Here is a 1,447-nt window from a genome sequence, read left to right as displayed (position 1 = left end):
GAAAAGGCTCCCTACGTTGTTCTGCGGGATGCGGTGAGCCCTTCGTATGGTTGACCCGCCCAGGGGTGCCGGGTGTGGTTCAAAAGGCTCTGCCGTTTGTGGCTTCCACTGATTGGCCGCTCGGTGCCCCACGACGACTCGGCTGCCAATTAGGAATTGCGAATGATCGCTCTGTAGGGAATCGACAGCGAGGTCGTCCGTCGGGAGGCACCAGCAGCACACCGCACGGAGGCACTACATGGCCATGATCTGGGCCGGTATCGACGCAGGCAAGACCCACCACCACTGCGTCGCGATCGATGAGAGCGGCCGCCGGCTGCTGTCACGACGCGTCGCCAACGACGAACCCGAACTCCTCGAACTTCTCGCCGATGTGCTCGTCTTGGGTGACGAGGTGACCTGGGGCATCGACCTGGCCGACGGCGGAGCCGCCCTGGTCATCGCGATCCTGTTCAACCACGACCAGCCGGTGCACTACATCTCCGGCCGGGCCATCCACCGCGCCTCCGAGGGCTACCGCGGCGAGGGCAAAACCGACGCCAAGGACGCCGCCGTCATCGCCGACCAGGCCCGCATCCGCCGCGACCTGCACCCCTTACGCACCGGCGACGAGACCGTCACCGATCTCAAGATCCTCACTGGCCGTCGCACGGACCTGGTCGCCGACCGCACCCGCACCGTCAACCGGCTCCGCGCCCACCTCACCGACATTTTCCCCGGCCTGGAGCGGGCTCTGGACTTGACCAACACCGGCCCGCTCATGCTGCTGACCGGCTACCAGACCCCGGCCGCTCTCCGCCGGACAGGCAAGAAGAGGCTCGAGACCTGGCTGCGCAACCGCAAGGTCCTTCGCTCTGACCGGCTCGCCGAGACAGCTCTTGAAGCCGCCGGGCGCCAGCACACAAGCCTGCCCGGCGAGAAACTGACCGCCCAGATGGTGCACACGCTCGCGCGGGAAGTGATGGCCCTCAACCAGCAGGTCGCCGAACTCGACAAGGCGATCGAGGCCCGGTTTCGCGAACATCGGGACTTCGAAGTGATCACCAGCATGCCCGGCCTGGGCGTGATCCTCGGTGCCGAGTTCCTGGCCGCGACCGGTGGCGACATGAGTCTCTTCGGCACTCCTGACCGCCTCGCCGGCTTCGGCGGCGTTGCCCCTGTTCCTCGCGACTCCGGCAAGATCAGCGGCAACCTCCGCCGCCCACGACGCTACAACCGCCGACTCCAACGAGTCTTCTACATCTCCGCGTTGTTCAGCATCCGTCACTGCGAGGACTCCCGCCGGTTTTACGAACGCAAGCGAGCCGAAGGCAAGCGCCACATCCAGGCCATCCTCGCCCTGGCCCGCCGCCGGGTCAACGTCCTCTGGGCCCTCCTGCGCGATGGACGGACCTACGAAACCGTGCCACCCGCCGTTCCCACTGCTTGACAAACAGCATTAGGAATC

1 protein-coding gene is annotated in these 1,447 nt (G+C 66.1%); it reads left to right on the top strand.

Annotated elements, in window-relative coordinates; translation table 11 throughout:
* Positions 1-238 precede the first annotated feature (238 nt).
* On the top strand, positions 239-1,429 hold the full coding sequence (locus tag ACWD0Y_RS36635; RefSeq protein WP_450264574.1) for an IS110 family transposase: 1,191 nt from the start codon (positions 239-241) through the stop codon (positions 1,427-1,429).
* Positions 1,430-1,447 lie beyond the last annotated feature (18 nt).

The sequence above is a fragment of the Streptomyces altiplanensis genome (assembly GCF_053591575.1).
Note: the sequence above shows the minus strand (reverse complement) of the source record. Positions and strands in the feature narration are given on the sequence as shown.